The sequence below is a fragment of the Achromobacter sp. 2789STDY5608615 genome (assembly GCF_001298995.1).
Lineage (GTDB): Bacteria > Pseudomonadota > Gammaproteobacteria > Burkholderiales > Burkholderiaceae_B > Achromobacter > Achromobacter insuavis.
On the sequence record NZ_CYTY01000036.1, the window covers coordinates 30,914 to 53,706 of the forward strand.

The 22,793-nt window shown below is 67.2% G+C and carries 21 protein-coding genes; 8 read left to right on the plus strand and 13 right to left on the minus strand.

Annotated elements, in window-relative coordinates:
* Nucleotides 1–59 precede the first annotated feature (59 nt).
* Both AOZ49_RS31960 and AOZ49_RS24725 read left to right on the plus strand, forming a co-directional pair.
* Nucleotides 60–713 (plus strand): histone H1-like DNA-binding protein, encoded by a 654-nt coding sequence (locus tag AOZ49_RS31960; RefSeq protein WP_082380580.1) that lies wholly within the window; start codon nt 60–62, stop codon nt 711–713.
* Nucleotides 714–880: 167 nt separating this feature from the next.
* Nucleotides 881–1,441: a YggT family protein gene (locus tag AOZ49_RS24725; RefSeq protein ID WP_006392766.1), complete on the plus strand. Its 561-nt coding sequence runs from the start codon at nt 881–883 to the stop codon at nt 1,439–1,441.
* Nucleotides 1,442–1,500: 59 nt separating this feature from the next.
* Here AOZ49_RS24725 and AOZ49_RS24730 read toward each other — a convergent pair whose 3' ends face one another.
* From AOZ49_RS24730 to AOZ49_RS24790, 13 genes are all read right to left on the minus strand, one after another.
* Nucleotides 1,501–2,949 carry a D-alanine--poly(phosphoribitol) ligase gene (locus AOZ49_RS24730; RefSeq protein ID WP_054478345.1) on the minus strand — a complete coding sequence of 483 codons (1,449 nt, stop codon included), beginning with the start codon at nt 2,947–2,949 and terminating at the stop codon, nt 1,501–1,503.
* A 16-nt stretch (nt 2,950–2,965) separates the two neighbouring features.
* A complete protein-coding gene (locus tag AOZ49_RS24735) occupies nt 2,966–4,093 on the minus strand; it encodes an MBOAT family O-acyltransferase (protein ID WP_054478348.1) in 1,128 nt (375 codons plus the stop codon).
* A gap of 7 nt (nt 4,094–4,100) precedes the next feature.
* Nucleotides 4,101–4,307 carry a hypothetical protein gene (locus AOZ49_RS33090; protein WP_006392763.1) on the minus strand — a complete coding sequence of 69 codons (207 nt, stop codon included), beginning with the start codon at nt 4,305–4,307 and terminating at the stop codon, nt 4,101–4,103.
* On the minus strand, nt 4,304–5,482 hold the full coding sequence (locus AOZ49_RS24745; RefSeq protein ID WP_054478349.1) for a D-alanyl-lipoteichoic acid biosynthesis protein DltD: 1,179 nt from the start codon (nt 5,480–5,482) through the stop codon (nt 4,304–4,306). The genes AOZ49_RS33090 and AOZ49_RS24745 overlap by 4 nt, the downstream gene beginning before the upstream one ends.
* On the minus strand, nt 5,463–5,699 hold the full coding sequence (locus AOZ49_RS24750) for an acyl carrier protein (RefSeq protein ID WP_054478351.1): 237 nt from the start codon (nt 5,697–5,699) through the stop codon (nt 5,463–5,465). The genes AOZ49_RS24745 and AOZ49_RS24750 overlap by 20 nt, the downstream gene beginning before the upstream one ends.
* 411 nt (nt 5,700–6,110) lie before the next feature.
* On the minus strand, nt 6,111–6,614 hold the full coding sequence (locus AOZ49_RS24755; RefSeq protein ID WP_006388608.1) for an outer membrane lipoprotein: 504 nt from the start codon (nt 6,612–6,614) through the stop codon (nt 6,111–6,113).
* Nucleotides 6,615–6,834: 220 nt separating this feature from the next.
* Complete coding sequence (locus AOZ49_RS24760) at nt 6,835–7,776, minus strand: carbohydrate kinase family protein (protein ID WP_054432839.1); 942 nt, start codon at nt 7,774–7,776, stop codon at nt 6,835–6,837.
* A gap of 12 nt (nt 7,777–7,788) precedes the next feature.
* Nucleotides 7,789–9,183 (minus strand): DUF3426 domain-containing protein, encoded by a 1,395-nt coding sequence (locus AOZ49_RS24765; RefSeq protein WP_054478352.1) that lies wholly within the window; start codon nt 9,181–9,183, stop codon nt 7,789–7,791.
* A gap of 23 nt (nt 9,184–9,206) precedes the next feature.
* Nucleotides 9,207–10,133 carry a 50S ribosomal protein L11 methyltransferase gene (gene prmA, locus AOZ49_RS24770; RefSeq protein ID WP_049071128.1) on the minus strand — a complete coding sequence of 309 codons (927 nt, stop codon included), beginning with the start codon at nt 10,131–10,133 and terminating at the stop codon, nt 9,207–9,209.
* 98 nt (nt 10,134–10,231) lie between these two features.
* Nucleotides 10,232–11,578 (minus strand): acetyl-CoA carboxylase biotin carboxylase subunit, encoded by a 1,347-nt coding sequence (accC, locus tag AOZ49_RS24775; RefSeq protein ID WP_006392756.1) that lies wholly within the window; start codon nt 11,576–11,578, stop codon nt 10,232–10,234.
* 9 nt (nt 11,579–11,587) lie between these two features.
* A complete protein-coding gene (gene accB / locus AOZ49_RS24780; RefSeq protein WP_054432841.1) occupies nt 11,588–12,046 on the minus strand; it encodes an acetyl-CoA carboxylase biotin carboxyl carrier protein in 459 nt (152 codons plus the stop codon).
* Nucleotides 12,047–12,134: 88 nt separating this feature from the next.
* Nucleotides 12,135–12,569: a type II 3-dehydroquinate dehydratase gene (aroQ, locus tag AOZ49_RS24785; protein WP_006392754.1), complete on the minus strand. Its 435-nt coding sequence runs from the start codon at nt 12,567–12,569 to the stop codon at nt 12,135–12,137.
* An 89-nt stretch (nt 12,570–12,658) separates the two neighbouring features.
* Nucleotides 12,659–13,195, minus strand: a complete 537-nt coding sequence (locus AOZ49_RS24790) for a TlpA family protein disulfide reductase (RefSeq protein WP_054432842.1) — start codon at nt 13,193–13,195, stop codon at nt 12,659–12,661.
* 98 nt (nt 13,196–13,293) lie between these two features.
* On the opposite strand from AOZ49_RS24790, the gene mpl reads away from it, so the two are divergent.
* The 6 genes from mpl to AOZ49_RS24820 all read left to right on the plus strand — a co-directional run bounded on the left by mpl (nt 13,294) and on the right by AOZ49_RS24820 (nt 22,695).
* Entirely contained in the window at nt 13,294–14,664 is a 1,371-nt protein-coding gene (mpl, locus tag AOZ49_RS24795) for a UDP-N-acetylmuramate:L-alanyl-gamma-D-glutamyl-meso-diaminopimelate ligase (RefSeq protein WP_054478354.1), read from the plus strand.
* Nucleotides 14,665–14,706: 42 nt separating this feature from the next.
* Nucleotides 14,707–15,309: a YqiA/YcfP family alpha/beta fold hydrolase gene (locus tag AOZ49_RS24800; protein WP_054478357.1), complete on the plus strand. Its 603-nt coding sequence runs from the start codon at nt 14,707–14,709 to the stop codon at nt 15,307–15,309.
* A gap of 66 nt (nt 15,310–15,375) precedes the next feature.
* Nucleotides 15,376–17,283: a ribonuclease catalytic domain-containing protein gene (locus AOZ49_RS24805; RefSeq protein ID WP_054478359.1), complete on the plus strand. Its 1,908-nt coding sequence runs from the start codon at nt 15,376–15,378 to the stop codon at nt 17,281–17,283.
* 1,031 nt (nt 17,284–18,314) lie between these two features.
* A complete protein-coding gene (locus tag AOZ49_RS24810; protein ID WP_006392749.1) occupies nt 18,315–18,986 on the plus strand; it encodes a response regulator transcription factor in 672 nt (223 codons plus the stop codon).
* On the plus strand, nt 18,973–21,459 hold the full coding sequence (locus AOZ49_RS24815) for a sensor histidine kinase (RefSeq protein WP_054435677.1): 2,487 nt from the start codon (nt 18,973–18,975) through the stop codon (nt 21,457–21,459). The genes AOZ49_RS24810 and AOZ49_RS24815 overlap by 14 nt, the downstream gene beginning before the upstream one ends.
* A 138-nt stretch (nt 21,460–21,597) precedes the next feature.
* The gene (locus AOZ49_RS24820; RefSeq protein WP_054435679.1) at nt 21,598–22,695 is read left to right on the plus strand and encodes an ABC transporter substrate-binding protein; all 1,098 of its coding nucleotides are present in this window, start codon (nt 21,598–21,600) and stop codon (nt 22,693–22,695) included.
* The last annotated feature ends 98 nt before the right edge of the window (nt 22,696–22,793 follow it).

The window sequence follows — 22,793 nt, forward strand, 5'->3', positions numbered from 1 at the left end:
GTTGGCGGATCGGGGCACGGGTTTAAGTTCTGGGACCCCTGAACCTAAGGAGCATGACCATGGCAACAGCCAAGAAAGCCGTAAAGAAAGCGGTGAAGAAGCCCGCCGCCAAGAAGGCAGTAGCGAAGAAGGCCGCTCCGGCCAAGAAAGCTGCCGTCAAGAAGGTAGCCGTCAAGAAGGTCGCCGCCAAGAAGCCGGCGGTGAAGAAGGTTGCCGCCAAGAAGCCGGCCGCCAAGAAGGTCGCGAAGAAAGCGGTAGCCAAGAAGGCCGTCGCCAAGAAAGTCGCGGCCAAGAAGCCGGTAGCCAAGAAGGCAGCGGCCAAGAAGGTCGTCGCCAAGAAAGCGGTAGCCAAGAAGGCCGTCGCCAAGAAAGCGGTAGCCAAGAAGGTCGTCGCCAAGAAAGCGGTAGCCAAGAAGGCCGTCGCCAAGAAGGCGGTTGCCAAGAAGGCCCCCGCCAAGAAGGCGGTTGCCAAGAAAGTCGTAGCCAAGAAGGCCCCGGCTGCCAAGAAGCCCGCTGCCAAGCCTGCCGCGAAGCCCGCTGCCAAGCCGGCCGCCAAGCCTGCTGCGAAGCCCGCCGCTGCCAAGAAGCCCGCTGCGAAGAAAGCCGCTCCGAAGAAGCCCGCCACGCCGCCGTCCACGGCTGCTGCCCCGGGCGCGAAGACCGCGCTGAACCCCGCCGCGTCGTGGCCGTTCCCGACGGGTGGCCGTCCGTAATCGGACCGGTCACAACGGTAGCAGTACCTCAAACCGCCTGGCCCCGGCCAGGCGGTTTTTATTTGTCCCCAGCCCGAAGAAAGAAGCGTGTCCCCGCGCCCTGGGCGCTACCGTTGCCGCAATGCCGTGAGACAATAAAAGCCGTCATCATTAGGTAGATAGCGTCCATGCTCGGTGAAATCCTTCGCTTCCTGCTCGAAATCGCGTTCACGCTGTTCGGCGCCGCACTCATCGCCCGCGCCTGGATGCACGCGATACGGCTGCATCCCTTCAATCCGCTGGCGCGCGTCATCTACCAAGCCACCAACTGGCTGGTGCTGCCCCTGCGCAAGATCATTCCCGCCGGCAACAAGATCGACTGGACCAGCCTGGTCGCCACCTGGCTGGCCGCGCTGGTCTATCTGCTGCTGATCTGGCTGATCGCGATCGGCGCGCTGATCCCGGCCGCGCTGCTGCCCTCGGCCATGCTGTCGGCGCTGCTGATGGCGCTCAAATGGGCGTTGAACCTGGTGGTGTGGCTGACGCTGATCCAGGCGGTGCTGTCGTGGGTCAACCCGATGGCGCCCATGATGCCGATGCTGCAGGCGCTGACCGCGCCGATGCTCGATCCCATCCGCCGGCTGCTGCCACGCACCTCGATCGACTTCTCGCCGCTGGTGCTGCTGATCGTGGCCCAGGTCCTGCTGATGGTGCTGGCGCGCCTGAGCTACAGCATGATGGGCGTCTGAAACGGCAACGGCCCGGCGAACTGCCCGGGCCGTCTCTGGCGCACGCCGCGGGCGGCGCGTTACGCCGGAATCGCGGCGTAGATATCGATCAGCTTCTTGCGATCGATCTTGTGGTTGTTCGACATCGGCAGCGCGGCGCAGGCCACCAGCTCGGACGGCACCATATAGGGCGGCAGGCGCTGCCCCAGCTTATCCTTCCACCCCGTCAACGCATCCTGCGCCAGCAGGCTGGCTTCGGCCTGCTCGGCCGCCACGCCGGCGACAAAGCCGATCAGGCGCACCGCGGTGCCGTCCGGCCGCCGCAGCACCGCGCAGGCGCCGCCCTCGACGCCCGGCAGGCCATGCAGGGCCTCGTCGATCTCGGCCAGCTCGATGCGATAACCGTTCAGCTTGATCTGGTCGTCCATGCGGCCGCGGCAGAACAGCAGGCCGTCCGCGTCCAGCTGCCCCAGGTCGCCGGTGCGAAAGCCGCGGCGGCCGTCCTCGGCCACGAACAGCTTGACCTCGTTCAGGTCCTGGCGGTTCAGGTAACCGCGCATGACGTGGTCGCCGATGATGCAGATCTCGCCGTCCTCGATGCGCAGTTCGCAATCGGGCTTGGCGTGGCCGACGGGCAGCGGATCGTGCGCCGCCAGCACCGCGTCGGTGATGGCGATCCAGGTCGTGGCCACGGTGGCCTCGGTCGGACCGTAGGTATTCAGGATCACCGCGTCCGGAAAACGCTGGCGCAGCTTCTTGGCCAGCGCCGCCGGCAGGGGCTCGCCGCAGAACAGGAAGGTGCGCAGCGTCGGCAACGTGGCCGGCGAGAAGTCGCGGTTGGCCAGTTGCTGGTGGGCGAACGACGGCGTCGAGACCCAGGCCGTCACGCCGTTCTGCGCCAGCCGGCTCATCCAGGTCGCGGCCGCGCCGATCTGCTCGCGCGAGTTCAGCACGCAGGTGCCGCCGGCGGCCAGCGTGGCGAACACCTCGTACATCGACAGGTCGAAGCTGAACGGCGCCTGGTTCATGAACACCGGCGCCTCGCCCAGACCGAAGCTGCCGAGCATCCAGTCGCCCAGCAGGCCGACGCTTTCGCGGCCGATCTGCACGCCCTTGGGGTCGCCGGTGCTGCCGGACGTGAACATGACGTAGGCCAGGCCGCGCTCGGCCAGCTCGGCGCCCTCGCCCGGCTCGAAGCCACGCGCCGCGGCGTCATAGACGGCGGCGGCGCGCACGATCTCGACGATGCGGCGCAGGCGCTCGGGCGGATAGATGGTGTCGACCGGCACGAACGGCGCGCCGATCAGCAGCGCCCCCACCATGGCGACGAAGAACGAGGCTTCCTTGTGGCCATAGATGGCGACCGGCACATCCGGCGCCGCGCCATGCGCGCGCGCCTCGTCGGCCCAGGCCGTGGCTTCGTCGCGCAGTTGCGCCCAGGTCAGGCTGCGGTCGGCGCCGACCACCGCGAGCGCGTCGGGCGCGCGCGCGGAGTCAACGAACTGGAAAGTCTTCAGGTCGAAACGCATGCCGAAACTCCGGGCGTCAGATGGGGCTGCGACCGCTGAACACGTAGAGCGCCAGGGCAGCCAGAATCAGGGTGAGGACGCGCCCGAGAAAGCGCATGACGGGCCGCGCCAGCGTGGCCTGCAGGGCCGGCCGGGTGCGCGCGGCGTTGATCAGCAGGTTGTGGCCCACCGAGTACGCGCCGAACATCAGGCCGCTGACGATGTAGTGCACCGACAGGCCGTTCCACACGCCCATCGCCAGCAGCGTGGCGAAGATGCCGATGTTCTGCGCCGCCATCCGGTGGCGCGAGAAGAACGCGGTCTTGCTCAGCGCCTTGTAGATCGGCATGAACACCACGTCGCGCAGCCATTCGGACAGGCTGATGTGCCAACGGCGCCAGAAGTCCTGCGGATTGAGCGTCGCCAGCGGGTTGCGGAAGTTGATCGGCAGGGTGAATCCGAACAGCATGCCGATGCCGATGGCCATGGTGGAATAGCCGGCGAAATCGAAGAACAGGTAGGCGCTGTAGAGCGAGGCGTTCAGCGCCACGCCGGTGAACGAGTAGTCGTGCGCGTCCAGCGTCGACAGGCCGTAGCGCCAGATCAGTTCGGCCAGGCCGAACTTCTGGATCACGCCCAGCATGATCAGTTCCAGGCCCGCCAGCCGGGTGTTCAGGTTCACGCCTTCGTAGCCGCGCTTGAGGTCGGCCTGGAAGCTGCGCCAGCGGTACATCGGACCGGCCAGCAGCGTCAGCGGGAAGAACAGGTAGATGAAGTAGTCCAGCGGCGACACGCGCTCGTTGCGCGGCGCGAACAGCAGCACGTCGATGGCGCGGAAGGTGGCGAACGACAGGCCCAGCATCGCGCCCAGGTGCGACACGCCGGTCTTCACCAGCAGCAGCGGCGTCATGGTGATGATGACGGCCAGCCAGGTCGGGATGTAGTTGCGGCGCATGGCCCACAGCGCGCTGCCCGAAATGGCCAGCAGCGCAATTGGCTGGTAGGGACGCGCCCAGAACACCGCCATCCACACGCCCAGGCAGATCACGCCGATGATGTGGCGATAGCCGATGCGCAGGGGCATGCCGAACGAACGGTACGCCAACAGACCCAGCCCGCCGAACAGGGCGCCGCCGAAGAAGCTCAAGCTTGCGAACAATTCCATGCTGCGGTCAGAACTGTTGATATTGGAATTCGACCTTGATAGGTCCGCCGCTACCCGTGGTGGGCTGCGCCTGCAGCACGAACACCAGGATCACCCCGATATACAGGCAAAGATGCCAGAAGAAGCGGCGCCCCCAGGCCTTGGCCGCCTTGCGGGCGTCCGGCCCCTGGGCGGCGCCGTCCGGCGTCGCATCGGTTTTCTGTGAGGGGTTCATCGGGAAAAGTACTCCGCAATGCCTTGGTCCGCCATCGCCCAACCGAGCTCGGCCAGATGCATGTCATCACGCACCATGCCCGGTTCGAAGGGAATGCTGTACATATCGAGGCAACCCATCTGGTAGCGCTGGCACATGCCGGTGATGGCGGCCACCACCGGGTCGAAACGCTCGACGTCCAGGATGAGCTTGGGATTGAACGGCTGGATCACGAAGTAGGCCTTGACCTTGCGCCGTTGCAGCAAGGCCATGACACGCGACAGGTCGCCCAGCTCGGTGCGGGTGAGCGGATCGACGTTGGCGAATTCATTGCGCGCCGGCGAATACAGCGGCGCCAGGTACTGCTTGTAGTAGTCGTCGCGCACGTCGTAGGGGTTGTTGCTGCCCAGCTGGTGCTCGACTTCGCGCGCCTCGTGCGTCAGGCGCGACCATTGGCCGGCATTGAGCTTGGCCGACGAGGGCCACGAGACGAAACGGTGCGCGGGCACCGACAGCTTGCTGCGCGGACGGTCGGGCGCGGGTTCCTTGCGCGCGTTCCACCACAGCGACAGCTTGTCCTTGAGCTCGGCGACCTGGCCATTGGCGATCAGCCACAGAAGGCCCCAGTTGGCGTTGTCGCTGATCCAGGTCTGCATCTGTTCGCGCGTGCTGGGTTTGTCCCAGAGGCGTTCCCAGACCGGGCCGGTCACGTGCTCGGCGAACGCGCTGCGCGGCAGCTGGCCGCCCGAGGCGAACCAGGCCGGCGACACCATGATCACCAACCGCGTATTCGGCGTCAGCGAATCCGCCACCGACTCGAGCACGCTGACGATGCCGTACGACTGGAACATGGCGTGGCCGTAGGCCAGCGTCGGCACCTTCAGTTCTTCGGGGAAGAAGCGGTAAGGCACGAAACGCAGGTCATGGCTGGACAACTCGGACGAACCGAGCACCACCAGCGTGCCGTCGCTGAGCGCATTGCCCAGCCGGTTCAGGTTGACGTGCTGCGTGCCCCAATCCGGCCCCAGATTGGGCAGGTAGTTGCTCTTGGACGCCGCCACCGTGGAAACCGGATGGACGATGTTGGACAACACGTCGTCCGCGCCACAAAAGGCCCCATACGCCAGCGCCACCGCGGTGGCGGCTGCTGCAACATGGGACAACAGGCGGGTATTGCTAAATATTGGCAGCGACATAGCCGGCGAGCGTGCGGACCGACTGCAGGTGCTCCGCGATCTCGGGAGCCGGAATGCTGCAGCCGTACTCCGCCTCGACCGCCAGCGTGATATCCACGGCGGCGAGCGAGTCGACCAGGCCAGAGGCAATCAGTTGCGTATCGGGAGTGACTTTCTTCATGACGATCGACTCGACGATAGAGCCGATCTTGGTGTGGAGTTCTTGCTCGGTATGCATAGAGAGTGCGGCGTTACATTGCCTCGTCGGCAAAATATTCCCCGCCCCGAGATACAGGACGGCGAGTATACAAAAAATCGCTGAAAATCGACTGACATTTACAGCATCCTGGAGCGGCCCGTCGATGCACTTGGTTACATCAAAGTCAGGCGGCGAGATCGCTCACGGATGCAATCATGGCACTACAACCGTCGAATCGCCATGAAACTTACAGACCAAATCGCTATAAAAAGCGCGTAAACGTAACGCCTGCGGGTAAATACCGGGTGCTGCGTTGCAGCGGAGCGACAGATTTTCCGGCGGCATCCGCCCCCTGCCTCCCTTGAGCGCCCCAAAGCGGTCCGTCATCGCGGCCTCCCAAAACAGAAAAGCCCGCTTTCGCGGGCTTTTCTGTTGGCTGGCGCCGACCGTTTACATCGGCGTGACGCGCGTGGGACCGGCGCCGCTGATGACCTGCACGCGCTGGCCGACGCTGATCGGCACGTCGGCTTCCTGGGCCACGACGCGGGTTTCGCCGTTATCCAGGCGAACCGTGATTTCGTAGCCGGAATTCTTGCCGACCTGGTTTTCCACCGCGTTGCCCGCCAGGGCGCCGAGGATGGCGCCGCCGACAGTGGCAATGGTGCGACCCGTGCCGCCGCCGATGGCGTTGCCCGCCACGCCGCCCAGCGCGCCGCCGGCCAGCATGCCGACGCCGCTGGACTTGTCGTTCTGGATGACGATGGGGCGCACGCCCGTTACCGTGCCCGTGCGGACGATCTGCTCGCGCTGGGCCTGATCATAGCTATACACACCGCTGGATGCGCTGCGATTGGCACAACCGCCCAGGACCGCCATCGAAGTCACGACGGCAGCCACAGCCAACCACCGGCCAGTACGCGGCGTCAACAGGGAAAAGGTTTTGCTTTGGTTCATTTGGACTCCTCAATCGGGCACTGCCGACGATCTGATCATACCCTGCCCAGCCACAGCGGCAGTCTAACGTGCAACACACTGAAACTCACCGCCATGGGCGGAAAATCGATTTGCAAACCGGCCGCGGCGTTCCCACGCCGCGGCCGGTTTTCTTGACCGTGGTTGGACCATCTGCGCGGTTTCAGGTTCCCGCAACGATCCGAACCCGCCAGGAACGCGTTCAGACCGGCAGATGGATGCCGTAGGTGGCGTGCAGCACGGCGTCGATCTCGGCGCGTGAAGGCGCGTGGTTCTGCGGACCGCGCGACGCGATCTTGATGGCGCCCATGACGTTGCCCAGGCGGCAGCTGTCTTCCCAGCTCCAGCCGCTGGTCAGGCCGTAGAGCAGGCCGCCGCGCTGCGCGTCGCCGCAACCGGTGGGATCGACCACCTGGGTGGCGCGCACCGGCGCGATCTGGATCGTCTTGCCTTCGGTCAGCAGCGTGGCGCCTTCGGCGCCGCGCGTGACGACCACGGCCTGCAGCTTGGTGGCGATGTCGGCCATGCTACGGCCGGTGCGTTGTTCCACCACGCCGGCTTCATAGTCATTCACCGTCAGGGCCTGCGCCAGGCCGAGCATGCGTTCCAGGTCGGCGCCGTCGAACAGCGGCATGGCCTGGCCCAGATCGAAGATGAAGGGGATGCCCTGCTTATGCAGGCGCTCGGCGTGGGCGAACATGCCTTCCTTGGCATCCGGGGCGACGATGCCCCAGGTGGCCTTGGCGTCGCTCAGGTCGTTGCTGGCGGAGAAGGACATGGCGCCCGGGTGGAACGCGGTGATCTGGTTGTCGTCCAGGTCGGTGGTGATGAAGCACTGCGCGGTGAAGGTGCCGGGCACGACCTTGACGCGGCTCGTGTCGATGCCGAGGCCGTCCAGGCGTTCGAGGTATTCACCGGCGTCTTCGCCCACCGTGGCCACCGGCACGGGTTTGCCGCCCAGCAGATTCATGTTGTAGGCGATGTTGCCGGAGCAGCCGCCGTATTCCTTGCGCATGCTGGGCACCAGGAACGACACGCTCAGGGATTGGATGCGGTCGGCCAGGATGTGCTCCTTGAAGCGACCTTCGAACACCGCGATGGTGTCGAACGCCATCGAACCGCAGACTAGAACAGGGGTTGCCATGAATGTCATCCTTCAGGGAAAGAACTTGTCGAGTTGGTAGCCGTTGACTTGGACACCCGTCACTTCAATCGGCACGGAAATCTTCAGTTCGCCTGCCGGTCCGAAAGGACCGCGCAACTGCTCGGGCGTCAGGTAATTCTCGGGCATCAGCACCCGGCGCACCACCACGGTATCGGACAAATCAGTCAGGTCCAGCACCAGCGCGGGCCAGTGCTGCGGCTTGTCGTAGCGGTTGCGCAGGACCAGGTTCAACACCAGTCGGGTGCGGCCGTCGTCGATGGCGGCGGCGCCCGTGGGCGGCTGCAGCGACGACGAGGAAATCGCGATCCGCTCCAGGCGGCGCGCGTAGCCGACCGTGCAGCCGAGCGGCTTGCAGACGGTCTCGAGCGCGGGCCGCAGCACCGGCACGGAGTTGGCGATGTCGATGCGGTACACGTACAGCAGCTGCAATCCCAGCGCGATCAGGCCGAGCAGGCAGGCGTAGCCCCACAGCTTGCGCAGCAGGCCGCGGCGCTCCTGGCGGTCCTGGTCGAGGAATTCGGGCGGCGCGCGGCCGACGTCGGTGGCGCTGGAGTAGCGCGTGCGCGTGTCGCCAAGGATCGGTTCCGGCGAGTCCGCGTCGCGCTCGGCATCGACGTCGTCGTGGTCTCTGTCGAAATCGTCGTCGAGATCCCTGTCGCGGTCATCCTCGTCATCGTCGTGGCGCGAATCGGCGGCGTCGTCACGCACCACGAACACCGGCTCGGCCGGCCGGGTGGCGCGCGGCGCGTCCCAGCGCGCGCTGTCGCGCACCGCCACGATGGGCTCGTCGCGCGGCGCGGCGGGTTCCTGCCAGCGCGGCTGCCGGGCCAGGCGCGGCTCATCGTCGTAGCGATCGAGGTCTTCGTTCTCGTCTTCGTCGTCATCGCCCTCTTCCGCCAGCGCGGCGTCGGGTTCGATGCGGCGGCGGATATCGTCGCGGCCGCGCAGCACCGCGGGCGGTATGGCGGGCGACACTGCGGGCGGCGGCGTGACGGGCCGGATCGCCGCTTCGGGCGGCGGCGCCAGGAAAGGTTCGTCGGGCAGGTCGTCCCAGGGCGCAACGGGGGGTTGCTCGGCGGACGGCCGCCGCACCAGGGGCGGAGGTTCGTCGGCCGGTTGGGCGGGTGGCGCCAGGACCGGCGCGGCGATCACCGGCGACGCAATGGGCGCGGCGGGCGGGATCGAGGCGGGCGGCGGAACCGCAGCCGGTACGCCCAACGCCGGTACGCCCGATGCCGGTACGCCCGCCTCAGGCAGCAGGCAGGCGCGGCCGTCGAACACGGTCGCGCAGGCGCCGCAACGCACCAGGCCGTTGCGGACCCGGAGCTGGTCGGGCACCACCTTGAATGACGTGCCGCATTGCGGGCAGCGGGTGGTCAGGGCCATGGCGCGATCCGGCGGAAACGGACTCAGGCCTTCTGGCCGTGCAGGCAGACCCAGCCGTCACGGGCGCGCCAGACCGACATGGCGATCCAGGGCGCGTAGGCGGCGGCGACTTCCTCGGCCTGCCGTTCCAGCACGCCAGACAGCACCAGGTGACCGCCGGCGGCGACGCGGCCGGCCAGCATGGGCGCCAGCACCTTCAGCGGGTTGGACAGGATGTTGGCCACCACCACTTCGAACGTGCCGTCGGCCAGGCCGTCGGGCAACATGGCCTGCAGTTCGACGTGGTTGACCTCGGCGTTGAAGACCGTGCTCTGCACCGCCTGGGCGTCGATGTCGACGGCCTGGGTCGGGCCGGCGCCCAGCTTGCGCGCGGCGATGGCCAGGATGCCCGAGCCGCAGCCGTAGTCCAGCAGGGTCGCGCCCTTGGGCAACTCGGCTTCCAGCCAGGCCAGGCACAGGTGCGTGGTCGGATGGCTGCCGGTGCCGAAGGCCAGGCCCGGATCGAGTTCGATATGGATGGCGCCGTCCTCGGCCGCGGCCGCTTCCAGGCCCGGCACGTCCGGGCTGTCGCGGTGCCAGCTGGGCACGATCCAGAGACGCTCGGCGATGTGGATGGGGCCGAACTGCGATTGCGTCAGGCGCACCCAGTCGGCGTCCGGCACGTCGCGCAGGCTCCAGCCGGCGAACAGCGCCGGGTCGAGCTCGCCCGCGGCGGCGGCTTCTTCCATGATCTGCGCGGGATCGGCTCCGTCCGGCAGCAGGGCCACGACGCGATTGCGTTCCCAGGCCTGCACGTCGGGCTCGGTGCCCGGCTCGCCGAACAGCGGACGCTCGTCGTCGGTGCCCAGGTCGGCGTCCTCGACGGACACCGACAGCACGCCGGCTTCCAGCAGGGCGTCGGACAGGGCCTCGGCTTGCGCCTCCTGGCAATGGAGCACGAGTTCACGCATGATGATTCTTCCATCTGGCCAACGGGCCGCGGCAAACGCCGCGGCCCGGTCAGCCGGTTAAGGCAGTAAAAAAGGGACCAAGGGCCCCTATTTGCTGGTCAGGGGCGCTGGGCCAGCTTGTTTTCCAGATAGTGGATGCTGGTGCCGCCCTCGATGAAGCGGGCATCCTGCAGCAGTTCACGGTGCAGCGGGATGTTGGTGGAAATGCCTTCCACCACCATTTCCGACAGCGCGGTGCGCATGCGGGCCAGGGCCTGGTCGCGCGTGTCGCCGTAGGTGATGACCTTGGCGATCATCGAATCATAGTTCGGCGGCACGAAGTAGCCGTTGAACGCGTGCGAATCGATACGCACGCCCGGGCCGCCCGGCGTATGCCAGTTGGTGATGCGGCCGGGGCTGGGCACGAAGCGGAACGGATCCTCGGCGTTGATGCGGCACTCGAGGGCATGGCCCTTGAAGGTGATGTCGCGCTGGCGCAGCGTGAACTTCTCGCCGGCGGCGATCAGGATCTGCTGCTGCACCAGATCGATGCCGGTGATCAGCTCGGTGACCGGGTGTTCGACCTGGATGCGGGTGTTCATTTCGATGAAATAGAACTCGCCGTTCTCATACAGAAACTCGAACGTGCCGGCGCCACGGTAGCCCATCTTGCGGCAGGCGTCGGCGCAGCGGTCGCCGATGCGCTCGATCAGGCGGCGCGCGATGCCGGGGGCCGGCGCTTCCTCGATGACCTTCTGGTGGCGGCGCTGCATGGAGCAGTCGCGTTCGCCCAGCCACACGGCGTTGCGACCGCCGTCGGCCAGCACCTGGATTTCCACATGGCGCGGGTTCTCGAGGAACTTCTCCATATAGACTTCCGGGTTGTTGAACGCGGCGCCCGCTTCCGAACGCGTCATGGTGACGGCGTTCAGCAGCGCGGCCTCGGTGTACACCACGCGCATGCCGCGGCCACCGCCGCCGCCAGCGGCCTTGATGATGACCGGATAACCGACTTCGCGCGCAACGCGGATGATTTCCTGCGGATCGTCGGGCAACGCGCCTTCGGAACCGGGCACCACCGGCACGCCGGCTTCGATCATGGCGCGCTTGGCGCTGACCTTGTCGCCCATCAGGCGGATGGTGTCGGGGCGCGGGCCGATGAAGACGAAGCCGCTCTTTTCGACGCGATCGGCGAAGTCGGCATTTTCGGACAAGAACCCGTAACCCGGGTGGATTGCCTCGGAATCCGTGACTTCGGCCGCCGAAATGATGGCCGGCATGTTGAGGTAGCTTTCACGCGACGGCGCGGGCCCGATGCACACGGATTCGTCGGCCAGGCGCACGTACTTGGCTTCGCGGTCCGCTTCGGAGTGCACCACCACGGTCTTGATGCCCAGCTCGCGGCACGCGCGCTGAATGCGCAGGGCGATTTCGCCCCGGTTGGCGATCAGGATTTTTTCGAACATTTTCAGCTATCAGCCAATGACGAACAGGGGTTGACCGTACTCGACGGGCTCGCCGTTTTCGACCAGGATTTCTTTGATGACGCCGGACTTGTCGGCTTCGATTTCATTGAGCAGCTTCATGGCTTCAATGATGCACAGCGGATCGCCTTCCTTGACCGTGGCGCCGACGTCGATGAACGGCGCGGCGCCCGGGTTCGGCGAACGGTAGAAAGTGCCGACCATCGGCGCCTTGACCACGTGGCCCTGGATCACCGGGGCGGCTTCGGCCGCGGCGGGGGCAGCGGCGGGCGCGGCGGCGGCCACCGGCGCGGCGGCGACGCCGGCTTCCGGCTGGTGGTAGGCCACCGGCTGCAGGGTCTGCGAGAACTTGACGATGCGAACCTTGCCTTCGCCTTCGGTGATTTCCAGCTCGGCGATGCCCGATTCAGCCACCAGGTCGATCAGGGTTTTGAGTTTTCGAAGGTCCATAGAAGCTGCTTCCCGAGATAGTGTCGGCAACGTCCCGATCGTCGGGGCCGCGCCATATAAGATGTAAAAGCTGAGAGTTGGTGCGAGATCAGTGCCGCACTGCGTAACGCAGAGCCGCTTCGTAGCCGTCCGCGCCCAGGCCGCTGATGAGGCCTACCGCCAAGTCGGACAGATATGAGTGATGCCTGAAGGGCTCTCGCTTATACAGGTTGGACAAATGTACTTCAATAAATGGGATCGCGACCCCGGCCAGCGCATCGCGGATCGCGACGCTGGTGTGCGTATATGCCGCCGCGTTGATGATGATGAAATCGGTGCCGTCTTGCCGGGCCGCCTGAATGCGGTCAACCAGCGCGCCTTCGTGATTGCCTTGCCACGCGGTCAGCGTGGCGCCCAAGTCACCGGCCAGCCGCTCCAGGCCCTCGTTGATCTGGGACAGCGTGAGGCTGCCGTAGATGTGAGGTTCCCGGGTGCCGAGCAGGTTCAGATTCGGGCCATGCAATACCAGTATGTTTTGCGCCATGCGCTTGCCAATGAGTGGATTGCCAATTGTTGGCAAAACAGCCGATAAACCAGCTTTTTACGCCAATTCCTACTATTTGTCCAACAGACTTACGCCTTCAAACCGGATAGCGTCTGGTTCAGATCATCAGGCTGGATTTCACCCAATATCTTCCGGTTAATGCTGCCATCTGCGTTGAAAACAATGGTAAACGGCAGGCCGCCGCTGGGGTTTCCGAGCTTGCGCAGGGTGTCGATGGCACCGGCGCCAATGACCCACAACGGGTAGGAAACCTGTACTTTCTCGACAAATTTTTGCATGTTGGCGGCAGAATCCACGCCGATACCGACAAACTTGATTTGCGGGTATTTTTTCTGCAACGCGTCGAGCTCGGGCATTTCCTTGACGCATGGCGCGCACCAGGTGGCCCAGAAATTCACCACGATGGGCTGGCCTTTCCAGGCGGCCAGCGACTGGGTCGCGCCGTTCAGGTCGGGCAGCTGCAACTGCATGAGGGCGGCGACAGGATCCTCGGCGGCGGGCGCCGCGGGTGCCGGCTGCGGCTTGTTGCGCCCCAGCAGGGTGTAGCCACCCGCGACCGTGGCGGCAACGGCCACGGCGGCGGAAAGGAGTAGGCGTCGATTCATGGCGCGATCATAACCGCTGCGGCCGGTTTTCGCCGCATCGGCCGCCGCGCCGGCATGACCTGCGCCTATATATACAATGCAGGACAGGAGAGTTTTCAATGCACCTGCACATTCTTGGCATCTGCGGTACGTTCATGGGCGGCCTGGCGTTGATCGCGCGCGCCGCCGGCCACAAGGTCACCGGTTGCGATGCGGGCGTCTACCCGCCCATGAGCACCCAGCTGTCCGAACAGGGGATCGAGCTGATCGAGGGCTTCGGCCCCGAGCAGATGGCCCTCAAGCCGGACCTGTACGTGATCGGCAACGTCGTCAGCCGCGGCAACCCCTTGATGGAAGCCATTCTGGAATCCGGCGCCCGCTACGTGTCCGGCCCGCAATGGCTGGGCGACAACATCCTGCCCGGCGCGCACGTGCTGGCGGTGGCCGGCACCCATGGCAAGACCACCACCAGCTCGATGCTGGCCTGGATCCTGGAGGCCGCGGGCCTGGCGCCCAACTTCCTGATCGGCGGCGTGGCCCAGGACCTGCACGTGTCGGCGCGCTACGACCCGGCGCGCCGCCCCTTCGTGATCGAAGCGGACGAATACGACACGGCGTTCTTCGACAAGCGCTCCAAGTTCGTCCACTACCGCCCGCGCACCGCGGTGCTGAACAACCTGGAATACGATCACGCCGACATCTTCCCCGATCTGGCCGCCATCGAAACCCAATTCCATCACCTGGTCCGCACCATTCCGGCGTCCGGCCGCATCATCCGCCCGACGCACTCGGAGGCGCTGGACCGCGTGATTGCGCGCGGATGCTGGTCGGAAACCGTCACGTTCGGCGCCGATGGCGCCTGGCAGGCGGGCGCGCCCGACGATAGCGGCGCCTTCGAGGTGCGGCGCGACGGCGTCGACATGGGCACCGTGCGCTGGACCCTGGGCGGCGAACACAACCGCATGAACGCGCTGGCGGCGCTGGCCGCCGCCGAGCACGCCGGCGTGCCGGCGGCCGAGGGCGTCGAGGCCCTGAGCCGGTTCGGCGGCGTGAAACGCCGCATGGAACTGCGCGGCACGGTCAACGGCGTCAAGGTCTATGACGATTTCGCCCATCACCCCACCGCCATCGCCACCACCCTGGAAGGCCTGCGCCGCCAGGTCGGACCGACGCGCATCCTGGCCGTGCTGGAGCCGCGCTCCAACACCATGAAGCTGGGAGCCATGGCGGCGCGCCTGCCGGACTCCCTGCGCGACGCGGACCTGGTGTTCTGCTTCGGCGCCCGCGCCGGCAAGCACGCCCTGGGCTGGAATCCGGCGGAGGTGCTGGCGCCCCTGGGCGAGCGTGCTTCCAGTTACGATGATATCGACGCCCTGGTAGCCGCCGTCACGCATGCCGCGCGACCCGGCGACCAGGTGCTGGTGATGAGCAACGGCGGCTTCGGCGGCATCCACGGCAAACTGCTGGCCGCCCTGGAGGCGCGCGGCTGAGGCCTGGCGCTCCGCGATCCCGCTCCACCGGAAAGGCACGAGATGATTCTTTACCTGCACGGCTTCCGTTCCTCGCCGACCTCGTTCAAGGCCCGCCTGATGGCCGACGCCATGGCCGCCCGCGGCCTGGCCGGCGACTGGGCCTGCCCGCAACTGCCGGCCAGCCCGCGCGAGGCCGTCGCGCTGGCGCTGGGCATCGCCCAGCGCCAACTGGCCGGCGCCGCCGACCCGCGCGCGCTGACCGTGGTCGGCTCGTCGCTGGGCGGCTTCTACGCCACCTGGCTGGCCGAACAGCTGGGCTGCAAGGCGGTGCTGCTCAACCCCGCGGTCGAGGCCGCGCGCGACCTGGCGACCCAGGTGGGCGAGCACCGCATGTATCATTCCGACGCGCCGTTCATGTTCCTGCCGGAGTATGTGGAGGAACTGGCCGCCCTGCACGTCAGCCGGATCACCCAGCCAGAGCGGTATTTCCTGGTGGCGGCGACGGGCGACGAGGTGCTGGACTGGCGCGAAATGCGCGATCGCTACGCGGATTGCCGCCAGCGCATCGTGCAGGGCAGCGACCACGGCCTGTCCGATTTCGCCGACTGGATGCCCGAGGTGCTCGAATTCGCTCTTGGCTCCGCGCCGAATGGCCCCAAATAACACTGACATCAACGATAGATAGCTGCGCAAGGCGGCGCATGCGCGCCGCCCAGGACGACCCTCACCATGTATGTGTTTTACGAAGACGACGGCAGCTTCAAGGCCGGCCATATCCTGTCCGAAACCGACGCCAGCCTGCAGGTGGAGTCGGAATCGGGCAAGCGCAGCAAGATCAAGCGCGCCAACACCCTGTTCAATTTCGCCGCGCCCGAACCGGCCGCGCTGATGGCCCAGGCGACCGCGCTGGCCGACACCCTGGACCTGCAGTTCCTGTGGGAATGCGCCCCCCAGGAGGAATTCGATTCTCCCGTGCTGGCGACCGACTATTTCGGCCACGCCCCCACCCCGGTCGAGCAGGCCGCGCTGCTGATGCGGCTGCACGGCGCGCCCGCCTATTTCCACCGTCGCGGCAAGGGCAGCTACCGCCCCGCCCCGCCCGACATCCTGGCCGCCGCCCTGGCCGCGCTGGAAAAGAAACAGCGCCAGGCCGAGCAGCAGCAGGAATGGGTGGACGAAATGGCCGCCGGCCGCCTGCCCGAGCCCATCGCCCAGGCCGCCGAATCGCTGCTGATCCGGCCCGACAAGAATTCGCAGCAATGGAAGGCGCTGGACGCCGCCTGCGCCAAGCTCGGCAAGAGCCCCGACCGCCTGCTGCTGGAATTGGGCGCCTGGCCGCACGCGCTGGCGCTGCACAAGCGCCGCTTCCTGGCGGTGAACTTCCCGCACGGCCTGGCCTTCCCCGAGCTGGAACTGCCGCCGGTCGACCGCGACCTGCCGCTGTCGGACGCCGAAATCTATTCGGTCGATGACGTCACCACCACCGAGATCGACGATGCCCTGTCGGTCTCCACCCTGCCCGACGGCAACCTGCGCGTGGGCATCCACGTGGCCGCGCCCGGCCTGACCGTGACGCGCGACAGCGAATTCGACAAGCTGGCGCGCGCGCGCCTGTCGACCGTCTACATGCCGGGCGACAAGATCCCGATGCAGCCCGACAACGTCATCAAGGCGTTCTCGCTGGACGCGGGCCGCGAGGTGCCGGTGCTGTCGCTGTACGTGACGGCCAACCCGGAAACCGGCGAGGTCATCGAATCCGACACGCGCCTGGAGCGCGTGGTGGTGCGCGAGAACCTGCGCCACAACATGCTCGACGCCCAGGTCACGGAAGAGAGCCTGAACGACACGTCCACCGACATGCCCTACGGCCACTGGCTGCGCCCGCTGTGGAAGCTGGCGCAGGCGCTGTCGGCGCAGCGCGAGAACGTGCGCGGCAAGCCCGAGAACAACTCGCGGGTGGAGTACAGCTTCTACCTGGACGGCGACCCCGACGATCCCGACACCCCGGTGCGCCTGGTGCCGCGCCAGCGCAACGCGCCGCTGGACCGGATGGTGGCCGAGTACATGATCCTGGCCAACAACCTGTGGGGCGGCCTGCTGAACCAGCACGGCGTGCCCGGCATCTACCGCTCGCAACAGGCCGGCCGCGTGCGCATGAGCACGCAGGCGCTGCCGCACGAGGCCATCGGCGTGCCGCAATACGCCTGGAGTACGTCGCCGCTGCGCCGCTACGTGGACCTGGTGAACCAGTGGCAGCTGATCGCCGCGGTGGAACACGGCGTCTCGGCGCGCCTGGTGGCCCCCTTCAAGCCGCGCGACGCGGACCTGTTCGCGATCATCGGCGCGTTCGACGCGCAGTACGCGGCCTGGGCCGAGTTCCAGAGCGCGATGGAGCGCTACTGGTGCCTACGCTGGCTGAAGCAGCACCACATCACCCGCACGGTGGCCCACGTGCTGCGCGAAGACCTGGTGCGCTTCGCCAACTGCCCGCTCGTCACCCGCATCGGGGGGATGCCCGAGCTGGAGCGCGGGACGGCGGTGGAGGTGGAGATCCTGGGGATGGATGAGTTGTCGCTGGAGCTGGACTGCCGGTATGTGGGGCAGGTGGGGCCGGCGGCTGAAGAGGCTGCTGCCTAGGGCGGCATTTGGCTTGTCGTTGGGTTGTTTCTGCTGGCGGCGGGGGGCTTTCTTAGGCCGCCCGTCTGGCAGGCGGTCCTGGCGGCGGGCGCCCACGATTGCGGTCCGGAGCGTTCGCTCCGGACTGCCCCATCCTCATCCTCGTTGCCGCCTGTCGGCGGCTGCCTTCGGATTCCGTCGGGCGCATCGAGGTTGCCCGCCGCCAGGACCGCCTGCCAGACGGGCTACGTTTTTCTTGGCCTGTCGCGCTACTGGAGCGGGGAAACTTCACGAGATTGCTGGTGCCCGTTGCGGGTGGCCGCGCGGGCGGCCGCCCGCAACTTACGCGGTGTCTTGGCTTGGTTTGATGACGCTGTGCGCGGGTGACGGGTGGCTTGCTGGGGGGCCGTCCGGTCGGGGGGGAGAGAGTGGGCGGCGCGCGGTGGAGGGTGGCGTGCGCGTGACGGGCTTGGCGCGCCGCCTGATTAGGGAAGAGTGGGTAACGGGGAAGACATAAGGTGATGCATCGCTGATTCTCCCGCGGGGAGCCCCACCCAATGCATCCCAGACTCTTCCGCGGGAACACTCCCAATGCATCCCTCCTCCAGGCAGAACACCTCCGGCAATGCCCACAGACTCTTCCGCATCTCGCCCGGCCTCCCCCCAAATGCCAAAGAAGGCCGCCCGCGCGGCCGGTTTTGGCGGCCCCGCCAAATCTTCCGTCCCGACGCGATCTTCCACCAAAACGCCAAGCACACGATTCGCCCCCGCGCCGGTGAAGTGATCACGGTGCAGCCCGTGGCGTCGGCGGCCGGTGGGGCGCGGGGCGTCAGATGCGCCCGACGGAATCCGAAGGCAGCCGCCGTAGGCGGCAACGAGGATGAGGACGGGGCAGTCCGGAGCGAACGCTCCGGACCGCAATCGCAGCCCCGCGCCCCACCGGCCGCCGACGCCACGGGCGGCCAAAAGAACACCCCCCCCCGGCCGCGACAGCATCAAAGCCTCCCGTTAAACTTCCGAAAAAAATCACAAATCAATATCGGAGGACGGACATGCGCATTCTGCTGGTCGAGGACAACCTCGACCTGGGCGATGCCGTGGAGAGCAAACTGCGTTCGGCGGGCCATAGCGTGCAATGGGTGCGTGATGGCGTCGCCGCGCTGCGCTGGGGCCTGGACGAGACCTGGGATGCCCTGGTGCTCGACATCAACCTGCCCGGCAAGGACGGCTTCAGTGTCATCCGCGAATTGCGCGCCGCCGGGCTGGAAGCGCCCGTGCTCGTCGTGACCGCGCGGTCCGAGATCGAAGACAAGATCGACATGCTCGACCTCGGCGCCGACGACTACCTCGTCAAGCCCTTCGACCTGCGCGAGCTGGAAGCGCGGCTGCGCGCCCTGCTGCGCCGGCCCGCCGGACAGACCAGCAGCGTCACCGCCTATGGCAACCTGAGCCTCGACCTGGCCAACCGCCACGTCGTGCTGGCCGGCGCGCCGCTGGAACTGGGGCGGCGCGAATTCCGGCTGCTGGAGATCCTGGTCGGCAAACTGGGGCAGACCGTCGCCAAGGAACGGCTGATGAACCAGCTGTTCGACCTGGACGACGGCTCGCTCAATGCGCTGGAGCTGCTGATCTCGCGCCTGCGCAAGAAATTGGCGGGCGCCTCGATCGATATCGTCACCGTGCGCGGCGTCGGCTACCAGGCCCGCAGCCATGAGCCTTCCTGACAGCTTTTCGATCCGCCGCCGCGTCTTCACGCTGGGCGCGGCGCTGCTGGCCTGCGCGCTGATCGGGTTGGTGTTCTTCCTGCGCGACTACGCCCAGCGCGCCGCCGAGCAGGCCTTCGATCGGCTGCTGGCGGCGTCGGCGCTGACCATCGCCGGCTCGGTCCAGATCGAGGACAACGGCGTCACCGTCGAACCGCCCGTGTCGTCCCTGGCCATGCTGTCGGGCAGCGAGCGCGTGTTCTACGAGGCCCGCACCTCCAACGGCCGCCTCATCACCGGCTACGCCGACCTGGCGCCCGGCTTGCCGCTGGCGCAGTCGGCCACCCCGGTCTTCACCTACCTGAGTTATCACGACGAGCCGGTGCGCGTGGCCACGGTGGGCCGGCTGGTGTCGGCCAGCCAGCATGCCGGCTGGGTCACCGTGCGGGTAGCGGAAACGCTGGGATCGCGCGAGGAACTGGCCAGCGAAATCCTGGGCCGCAGCGTGCTGCCGCTGGTGGTTGTGTCGCTGGTGGCGCTGGGCCTGCTGTGGTTCGGCGTACAGCGCGCGTTCGCGCCGCTGGCCGTGGTCGAGCGCGAACTGCGGCGGCGGGCGCCGGACGACCTGGCGCCGCTGATCACCCCGGTGCCGACCGAAGTGCGGCGCCTGGTCGAAGCCCTGAACGCCTTCATGCAACGCCTGTCGGGACTGATGGACACCCTCAACACCCTGGTCGCCGATGCGGCCCACCAGGTGCGCACGCCCCTGGCCTCGCTGCGAGCGCAGGCCGAAGTGGCGCTGGATGAAACCGATCCCAAGCGGCTGCACGAGCGCCTTGGCCGCATCCACCTGAACGCCACCCATGCCAGCCAGCTCATCAACCAGCTGCTGATGGACGCCACCATCACGCACCGGCTGGGCAAGGGCGCGCGCGCGCCGGTGGGCGTGGCCGAGACCATCAACGAGACCCGCCGCCGCATCGGGCCGCTGGAGGCGCAGCGCCTGCGCATCGAGATCGCGCCGCAGGTGCGGCGCGCCCGCATCGCCGGCGATCGCGTGGCGCTGCGCGAAATGCTGCGCAACCTGGTGGACAACGCGCTGCGCTATGCGCCCGAGGGCACCGTCGACATCCAGGCCACGCCGGTGGCCGGCTACCGGGTGGCGCTGACCGTGTCCGACCGCGGGCCGGGCATCGCCGATGACGAAAAGGACGCCGTGCAGCAACGCTTCACCCGCGGCCGCACCGGCGAATCGCTGCCCGGCTCGGGATTGGGACTGGCCATCGTGCGCTCGGTGGCGGTGGCGCATGGCGGCTCGCTGTGGCTGCAGGACCGTCCGGGCGGCGGCCTGTCGGCGCGCGTCATCCTGCCGCTGGCGCGCCAACGCACCGGCCGTAACGTGGCCAGCTGGCTCGGCGCCATTGGCGCGGCCATGCTGCTGCTGACCACCGCGCCCGCCGACGTGCGCGCCGCCGATATCCCCGAGATCGTCACCCGCTATCCGGCGCCGCAGCCGTCGTCGCGCGTGCTGACCATCGCCGGTCCGACCGACACGCCGGTGGTGGCGCCGCTGATCCTCGGCTTCCAGGCGCAGCGGCCCGACGTTACCGTGGTCTACCGCGAGATGGGCAGCCGCGAACTGTACGAGGCCGCCATCGAGGACCGGCTCAAGGACGTGGACGTGCTGATGAGTTCGGCCTCGGACCTGCAGATCCGCCTGGCCAACGACGGCTACGCCCAGCGCTACACCTCGCCGTATGCGACCAAGCTGCCGTCCTGGGCGGTGTGGCGCAACGAGGTCTACGGCTTCACCTTCGAGCCGGCCGTGATCGTCTACAACCCCAAGCGCTACACCGAGGCCACCGTGCCGCGCTCGCGCCAGGACCTGCTGCGCACGCTCGAACAGGATCGCGCGCGGCTGCACGGCCGGGTCGGCACTTACGATATCTCGCGCAGCAGCGTGGGCTATCTGATGGCCGAGCAGGACGAGCTGGTGTCGTCGAACTTCTGGGGCCTGGCCAACGCCTTCGGCCAGGTCGGCGTGCGGCTGTCGGCCACCAGCGCCGAACTGCTCGACGCCATCGAGAACGACGAGATGGACCTGGGCTACAACATCCTCGGCTCCTACGCCCTGTCGCGCCAGGCGGCGGGCAGCAAGATCGGCGTGGTGTTCCCGCAGGACTACGTGCTGGTGCTGGCGCGCTCGGTGCTGATCGCGCGGCGCGCGCCCAACCCGGACCTGGGCCGCGCGCTGGTCGACTGGCTGCTGTCGCCGGCGGGCCAACAGGTGGCATCGAGCCATGCGGCGCTGGGATCGATCATGGAAGACACGCCCGGCCGCTGGACCTCGGAAGCGGTGCTGGCACGCTCGCAGGGCATCGTGCAGCCGGTGGTGCTGTCGCCGGCGCTGCTGGTGGGGCTCGACCAGCGGCGTCATTCGCGCTTCGTGCAGAACTGGATCCGGCTGGTGACCGACACGCCCGAACGCCCCTAGGGCGCGGCGGGCGGACACCGGGATTACCCCTATCCCGGCTGTCGTCCCATGACAGGACGACGACAGACGCCGAAACCTAAGATGGGCGCCAAGCAGGCCCTTGCGCCTGTCGATACCAATTCCAAACGGAGACAAGACATGCTTGCCAAGTCCAGACTGGCGGCCGCCTGCGCCGCTGCATTCGCCATCGCCGCCGGCAGCGCCTACGCCCAAACGGTTCCCGCGGGCTACCCGGCCGATTATCAGAAGATCCTCGACGGCGCCAAGAAGGAAGGCAAGGTCGTGATCTATTCGACCACCGACACCAAGGCCGCCGGCCCCATCATCAAGGGCTTCGAGGCGCTGTATCCCGGCGTCAAGGTCGAATACAACGACATGAACAGCACCGAGCTGTACAACCGCTACATCAGCGAACAGGCGGCGGGCGGCAGCAGCGGCGACATCGTCTGGAGCTCGTCGATGGACTCGGCGCTCAAGCTGGCCACCGACTACGCGCTGCAGTACAAGTCGCCCGAGATCGCCAAGCTGCCGGCCTGGGCGGTGTGGAAGGATTCGGCCTACGGCACCACCTACGAACCGGCGGTGTTCATCTACAACAAGCGCCTGATCCCGGCCAACGAAGTGCCGACCACGCACGGCGCCCTGGCCAAGCTGATCGCCAGCCAGCCGGACAAGTTCAAGAACAAGGTCACCACCTACGACATCGAGAAGTCGGCCGTGGGCTTCATGCTGGCCGTGCAGGACAAGGCCAACGATCCCAAGTACTTCGAGACGCTCAAAGACATCGCCAAGGGCGGCCTGATCGTGCAGTCGTCCACCGGCACCATGATGGAACGCGTGTCGTCGGGCGAGAACCTGGTCGGCTACAACATCCTGGGCTCGTACGCCGAGACCCGCGCCAAGACCGACCCGTCGCTGGGCGTGGCCTACCCGACCGACTACGCGCTGGTGCTGTCGCGCGTGGCGTTCATCAGCAAGAAGGCCAAGAACCGCAACGCCGCCAAGCTGTGGATGGACTACCTGCTGTCGCAGAAGGGCCAGGAAATCATGGCCAACCAGGCCGACCTGGCCTCGGTCCGTGACGACATCGAAGGCGACAACGACGTCGACGGCATGACCAAGAAGCTGGGCGCCTCGCTCAAGCCGATCCCGGTCAACGAGACGCTGCTGGACTACCTGGAGCAGAACAAGCGCCTGCAGTTCATCAAGGACTGGCGCGCCGCCGCCGGCAAGTAAGGCTGTCGCCGGTACAGCCGGGGGCCACCGGCCCCCGGCCGCAAGCACGCGGGAGGGCGTAGCACCGCCGCCCGCCAGGCCGCCCGTGGCCCGGGTGT